This is a genomic window from Flavobacterium sp. GNP010, from assembly GCF_056428945.1.
This window is the reverse complement of the sequence record NZ_JBWJVK010000067.1, coordinates 1-7,393: the sequence shown is the minus strand read 5'-3', so window position 1 is coordinate 7,393 and position 7,393 is coordinate 1. Positions and strand designations below refer to the sequence as shown.

4 protein-coding genes and 1 tRNA gene are annotated in these 7,393 nt (G+C 37.9%); 3 read left to right on the top strand and 2 right to left on the bottom strand.

From position 1 onward, the window contains the following. Window positions 1-1,405, top strand: a 1,405-nt coding sequence (locus tag AC061C_RS15025) for a M56 family metallopeptidase (RefSeq protein WP_478291844.1), incomplete at its 5' end; no start/stop codon positions are given. A gap of 67 nt (window positions 1,406-1,472) precedes the next feature. Next, on the top strand, window positions 1,473-1,613 hold the full coding sequence (locus AC061C_RS15020) for an SsrA-binding protein (RefSeq protein ID WP_417944585.1): 141 nt from the start codon (window positions 1,473-1,475) through the stop codon (window positions 1,611-1,613). Here the strand turns inward: AC061C_RS15020 and AC061C_RS15015 are convergent. Next, window positions 1,610-2,122 carry an adenine phosphoribosyltransferase gene (locus AC061C_RS15015; protein ID WP_478291843.1) on the bottom strand — a complete coding sequence of 171 codons (513 nt, stop codon included), beginning with the start codon at window positions 2,120-2,122 and terminating at the stop codon, window positions 1,610-1,612. The genes AC061C_RS15020 and AC061C_RS15015 overlap by 4 nt on opposite strands. Window positions 2,123-2,215: 93 nt before the next feature. On the opposite strand from AC061C_RS15015, the gene AC061C_RS15010 reads away from it, so the two are divergent. Next, window positions 2,216-2,289, top strand: a tRNA-Arg gene (locus tag AC061C_RS15010). Window positions 2,290-2,397: 108 nt separating this feature from the next. On the opposite strand, the gene AC061C_RS15005 is transcribed toward AC061C_RS15010, so the two are convergent. Beyond that, on the bottom strand, window positions 2,398-7,263 hold the full coding sequence (locus tag AC061C_RS15005; protein ID WP_478291842.1) for a Tc toxin subunit A-related protein: 4,866 nt from the start codon (window positions 7,261-7,263) through the stop codon (window positions 2,398-2,400). Window positions 7,264-7,393 lie beyond the last annotated feature (130 nt).

The following is a 7,393-nucleotide window of genomic DNA, read 5'->3' as shown; positions in this document are numbered from 1 at the left end:
TAAATTTATTGATACAACAGAGAACATTGCTCCATTTTCATATTTTAATACAATAGTTTACAATTCGTCTCTGTATAGCAGTTTAGAATTACAAAGTATTCTGGAACACGAAAAAATTCATAGCGATCAAAATCATACTGTTGATGTCTTACTTGCTAGAGTTTTTTGTGCAGTCTTTTGGTTTAACCCATTCATCTGGTGGTACAAAAATGCTATTTTACAAAACTTAGAATTCATTGCTGACCGTGAAGCCACAAAAAAATTATCCGACAAAAAAGCGTATCAGCTTACACTTTTAAAAATAACAACACATGAAAATTGTGTTGCCATTACCAATCATTTTTATCAATCATTAATCAAAAAACGAATCGTTATGTTAAACAAAAATCAATCTAACAAAAGAAATTCTTGGAAGTACGCAACAGTACTTCCCGCCTTAGTGGCTTTTGTGCTATGCTTCCAAATTGAAGTAGTTGCTCAGGAAAAAGTGAAAGAAGAAACTACGGCGGCTCAAGCCAACACTCCGGTTTCTGTTATCAGTACAACAACAGTGGAAAAAGATAGCATTAAGAAAATCAAAACAATGCTTACAAATTCAACTAAAAATAAAGGTATCGATGACACTACAGAAATTTTTATAGATGGTAAAAAAGTAAGTCAAAAGGAATTAGACAGCACAAATCCTGATGATATAGCCACAATGGATGTTATTAAAAACAATAACGAATCCACGATACGAATTGTTACGAAAGGTAAAACAACAAGAAGTGCGAGTATTTTTAATACTGATACTGAAAAAACGGACTCGGAATTAGATAATATTGATCCAAACAATGTAAGTATTCGTCAAAAAACAAAAGATTCTTATTCCGTTACAAAGGTAACTAAAGAGGTAAATGGCGTTCCCGGAAATACTGAATATTATATTGACGGAAAAAAAGTTAGCCCTCTCGAAGCTGAAACTATGAATCCTAACCAAATAACCTCTGTTGATGTACAAAAAGATGGTGTGTCCAATAACAATTCGGTTCGTATACTGACTAAAAGCTACATCAATAATAAAGGAAGTCAGCAACAACCTCCAACGCCTCCTACTCCACCCACACCTCCAACTTTTAACTTTAATGCACCAAAAGCGCCAAATTTCCCAACTGCGCCGAGAGCACCAAAAGGTTCCCCTGAAAAAGGAGATAAAAAAGAATGGGCGACATTTGAACAAAAAATGAAAGCTTTCGATAAAAAAATGGAAGCTATGGCACCACAAATGAAAGAGTTTGACAAGAAAATGGCAGAATTTGACGAACAGATGAAACCTTTTGATGCTAAAATGAAAATTTTTGAAAAAAATATGAAAATCTACGAAAAGCAAATGGAGGAATACCGCGAAAAAATGAATGAAAACTAATAAAAAAAACACAACAAAGACGGTCATTTATCATGACCGTCTTTTTTTATACCTTTACAAAAAAAGTATGTTCAAAATTCTAGCTCAAATCAACAAAATACTTTTACCTAGTTTCACCAAACAGCGCTTGGATTTGGCCAAAGCTAAAAAATGGCAAATGGCAATTATTGGTTTTAGATATTATGTAACCACTAGGGCATTGCGCTAGTACGTAAGGGCAGCAAAAATAGCTTTCCCATCTAGTTTTGATCTGCCGTTTAAAAAAGTTAATTCGATCAGAAAATTACACTGAACGATTTCTCCACCTAGTCGTTCTACTAATTCACATACTGCTTGGGCAGTACCGCCAGTCGCTAAAACATCATCATGTATAAGGATTCGGTCTCCTTTTTGAATCGCATCAGCGTGTATTTCTAAAGTATCCGTTCCATATTCTAAATCATAAGTTGCCGAAATGGTTTCGTAAGGCAATTTATTCGGCTTTCGAACCGGTATAAAACCCGCATTCAATTCCTGAGCTAGCAATGTGCCAAAGAAAAATCCGCGACTCTCAACTCCTATCACTTTATCAATCCTTTGATTTGATACTGCAGCAACCAGAAGATCAAGGCATTTTTTTCTCGCTTCGGCATTAATTAATAAAGGAGTTATGTCTTTAAACATAATTCCTTCCTTTGGAAAATCCTGAATATCACGGATATACTTTTCTAATGACATCTTTTTTTATTTTTTTATAATTTTACAGTTGCAAATTACACATTTATACCTATATTTGCACCCGCAATGAAGTTATTATAACGGTTTGCAAATGGCCTTGTGGCGCAACTGAATAGCGCACTTGATTACGGCTCAAGAGGTTACTGGTTTGAATCCAGTCAAGGTCACTTTTAAAAAAGTTAAAACGAAAGTTTTAGCTTTTTTTTTTGATCTTTTATCTACGATTTAACCAGCTTTTACTACGCATTATCTTTTTTTAAATTTTTAATGTTATATTACGTCCGAGCTGGCATGGTAACCTTCACAATTAAAAGCAACTCATCAAGTTTACTTAGCAGCGTTGTATCACCAGATAATACGAAAGAGGTACCCAATGAAATATTGCTGATATCTGCTTTCCATAATCCTGAATCTCCCAAAGAAACGAACGGTAAGACAAATGCCTTAGAATCTGCTATTCTCCTTACTTTAATAGCAACGGATGATTTCGAAATGAGCATGGCACTAATGGTTGGTGTTGGCGACTGCACAAAATAAGGCAATCGTGATTTGTCTATTTTTATTTCGGTCGTTCCTTTTTGCTTTAACAGATGCCATTCGTTGGGCATGTCGTGTTTCAGGCTGATTGGGATATGTAAACCGGTTTCATTTAATTGTTTCGTGAGGCTATTTAACTGACCTACAACCGAATCACCTGCCGAATTCTTTAATTGATTCCCGCCTTCAGACGCCATATACTTGACATGTAAAACCACATCTGAAATGGTGTTGTAGTCAAACTGCTTTACGGTCGGTAGTTCCAATCCCCATGTGCTTATCACTCCCGCGCCCTCAAAAGGCAAATAGCGTTCGTCCTTAAAGTTCAGCTCAAACATCCCTGCATCATTTTGTCCGGAGCTAGTGGCAATAGCCGTGATAGGTATATTAAAGGAGATGAATCGCTCATCCAGCACATCTGTTTTTTCAGGGTAGTTTGTAGCATTACTAGCTATTGCACTATTTCGGAATTTGTTGTTGAGTAAACGCAAGGTTGCATTCACACCAGTATACGGTCCGGCAATGCAGGGAATGGAAATTGAAACTGATTTAATTCTGCGTTTAAAATGCCCTGGAAAATCCACATCAAACAAGACTTCTGGTAATTTAAATTCGCAACTATTCGTCGTCTTAAGCAGCAATAGAGCAAGCGGATCCAACTGACGAAGAGAAATGTGTTTTGTGATTTCATAATCATAGCCGCGTTTTTCTTGGTAAGCGGCTTCCAATTGTTTCAAACTGACATAGAGTTGCTCACCAGCCAGCAAGCCTTCCCGGCCAGCATCAAAATAACCTGACTGAATAAAATTAGCATTACTGATGCCTCTTTCAAAACAATACGTCTTCTCTGCTTTTTTAGCCAGATCATAGGCTAAGTTATAAACTTGACGATATAATGTTTTCAAGCTTCCTCGCATCCAGGTATAGAGTTCTTCATTGGTGTACTTGTTCTTTAAAAACTCTTCCACTTCGTTTGCATTATCTATTTGCTTTTGCTGGTTCCGAATTTCCTGGTTAGTAATATTGATGCGGATTTCCTGAGCCGTTATTTGCTTGTCTATTTGTTTTAGTTCAAAACCCGCAGCGTTGGCCTGGAAAATACGATCCTGCAGGGCGCGTTGAAAACCTCCTTTCTTGGCAGCATTTGACGCTTCAAAGGAAAGTTGTGATGAAATAATCTGAATTACTTTACTGGCAGCATTAGCCGCGTTACCAAGGTTAGTTCCTCCATAACCCACTGAACCTCCAACACCAAAGGGACTTGCATGAAGTTTTGCATTTGGAATGGCATGGAATATAGCCGCTAATCCCTCGACCATATTGGCTCCCATTTGCCATGAATGTGCTGCATGAGATTTGTCATGGTCCTCTTTTTCATACTTGCTCAGCTTCAAACCACTTTCGTCCAAAGGTCCTTCAATACTATTCGACAACTCATTAAACTCACTGTCTATAGCGGGAACCTTAGATTCGTCTGTTTCCCCAATTAATTGAAGATAATAACGCATACGCGCCTCGGGACTTTTTCGGTTCTGCAACAGTGATTCTATGTTTTTTTGTGCTTCCTCCAGCTGCAGTTTCTTTATTTCCATCATCAGGTTGTTCATGGTTCCTTCGTGCTTGGCACGGATGAGCGAAATCGTTTCGTTATCTTTTTTCTCGATGGCAGAAAGCATGGCACCACCCAGTGATTTCAATTCATTGCACAGTTCCAGCGCCTTTTGAAGTAAATAATAGAAACGATAATTCGGCATAGACGTATTTAAATCATTGACTACACTGGCTATGCTTAACCCTTGTGCTGCAGCCTTTACTAATAAAGCGGGGTCAATTGGAGGTTCAAATAGAGGCAGTTTGCGAAATACACCTTCTATGTTTTGGCAATGTCTTATTTTAAACAGGCGGTCGGCCACGGTATCCCAATATGCAATAAGTTTCGGATTATTAGGAATGCAGAAATACAATGTACTGACCGATCCAAAGATACCCACGGTTGCCGTCTCGCCAGTATTCGTTTCTGAATACTGGACTGGTTGTATGTTGTAAATCGCTGATACCTCAAGTTCACTTATCGCATTGCTGGAAGCATCCCATTTATTCAGCAAAGAAAGATAACTCTGTGGTTTAACTTCGCCACGTTTAGGAATCATCATGGGTTTTCGGCCAAGGATGTCTCCCGCAAGAACATACATCTGTGTTGCCTGATTAATACTTTCGATAGTATCCTGACGGAACAAATAATCTCCCCAGTCAAGAATATTGTCAATGTATTTCATCACTATCCATTTCATATACGCTACTGGCCGACTCCTTGCCACTAGGTGCGGCTTGAAAGGATTGTTCCGCCATTCATTAATGGCAGCATCTGATTTATTGGCATTAAGTCCATTAAATATTTGTTCGAGAATATTTTTACTATTGATTTCTTTAAAAGGCCTGAACATCCAAAACCTATTATCTTCAGATCCATCCGCAATTGGATTAAACACATAATGAAACCATTTCATTGCTTCTTCAAAATGCTGTGCCTTGCTTAGAGCATCAGCAATCATGATGGGCGTATGAAAAAACAGTTCCCAGTTGTAAAGAGAATAAGGGCGCTTGAGTTCGTGGTAGATTTTATTACCTCGACTATCCAGACTATTTCCAAAAGCATCATCAATATCGGATTCTACTATTTGTGCGTCGTGCGTTATTCCAATACTAAGGTTGAATTTGAAAAATTCTTCTTGTTTACTTGAATTAATAGTATCCATCAAGTTACTTGTAAAGGGATAATAGAACTTATTATTATTTAAATTTACTAATCCTGAAGCACGATTAAAAACATAACCATAATCACCACTTGTTTGGAGAGATGAAATACTAGAATCGTCATAGTGAAAATAATTCGGGATCAAGGCGTTATCGCTTGAGTAGGTTTCAGAGGGCGATTGCAAACTATTACCATTAAATTCAGCGATTCCTACTTCACTGTTTTTATAAATAATTTTTATGGCTACAAAACTATCATCGTCTGAACCTACAGCCACGAATTCAAATAAATGGATATCGCCAAGAAGTTCAACGGAATCTGAATCGACATTCTCAATGGCATTTTCTGCAGCTCTCGCTTCTGCCATGGCGGTTGCTATTTTTGTTAAAACTTCTTGATATAAAAGTTCTTTTTTATCAAATATTTCTCGAAGATTTCGAAGTTGAGTTTGTGTGTATTCTTCTTCAATTGCAAGTCTCCATCCAGTCTCAGCAAAATCTCTAGACCTTTTTTTCTCAATCTTTTCTCGTAATAAGGCCGTTACTTTAGCTTTAGCTTGATCTCGTGTTTCTATGAGCTGAGAATTGATAGTGACACTTACAGAAACGGTATTCGTTTGATCTATATTTTTGCCTATTTGCTTCTGAGTCCATTTTCCATTTCGGTATTCGCTCCAGGCCATTTTTATTTCCCAATATTCGATTGGCTTTAAGTCGCTTTGATCCTGGTTTGCCAGAGCCGTAACATTGCCGGCAGCAGAATGAGGATTCGGTTTGGTCTTCTTAACAAACTGAGGAAAGAAGATTAATAACCGTCCGCTCCAAACCACGGGTGTAAGGTAGCAACCGTTGCCAGTAATTTGTCCTGTGGTGCTTTGTACATCATAGCAGGGTATGTCAACTTGCACTTTTTCCCACGGGTACCAATTCATTTCGTCAAGCGCAAGATAGCGGTAGTAAAAAAAATAAGGAGCGCTATGGGTTCGGGAAAATACATGTAGTTTACTTCCTTTATTCCAACCCGCTGTGTTGAGCTTTTCGCCTTCAATGTATAAACCAATTACCTCCATATTGGCCACCTCATCTAGCTTGTACAAGTAGGCTTTTAGTGCATCGGTTACGTTTTCCCTGTTGATATCTTTTTGCAGCAGCTCACTCTCCAGCTCCTTAAAAAAGGGACTTTTATCATCACGCAAATTACTTTCAATCCAGTTTTCTGGGTATAGAAAAACTTTTCGATTGGCTTCCCAAACCCGGTAGCGCTGCATCCATTCCCAACGATCTCTGCTTAAATCATTTGGTGTAATTCCATTATGCTCTTCTTCCAACCCAACGAAACATCGCTGAATAAATAACTGAACCGAAGAAATAGCTTGCTTGATACGCGATGTTTCCATGCAGGTATCCATCTGTACATCGATGAGGAAATATTCAAAGAGCCCATCAGCAGCTGCAACACCTGCAGCTTTCAATTCCGATTGTTGAAGCAGAAAAGCAATTAATGCATTTTTTTGATTGTTACGCAACAGGTCGTTCAACGGTTTAACAACTTGTTCCCAGTCAGTTTGATTGTACTGCGAACGAACCGCTTTTTGCAGGCTGTTGGCGATGTTTTTGCAGATATCAAAATCGGATACTGGTATGGCCCAATCAAATAATGAATCAATGTCCATCCCGATAGCAGAGGAAATACCAAAGGCATGCTGAAGTTTTAAAAGATTTTTTTCATTTTTAAAATCGTCCTTTGTCAAATTAAAATGCAAACGACTAATGAACTTATCAATATTTTCTTTCTTCCATTTCGTAAGATGGGCTATGTGCTCACTCAAGTCAATTTCTGCATGGTTCAATTGTTCCCAGAATTGCAATATATTGATTGTCGAATTGGGAAGGGAATTTCGAAGATTACAGTAATTAACGATTCTTCCTAAATGATAAAAGCTTAGCTCATTAAAGTCAAGGGTATTAAAATCTGAACTA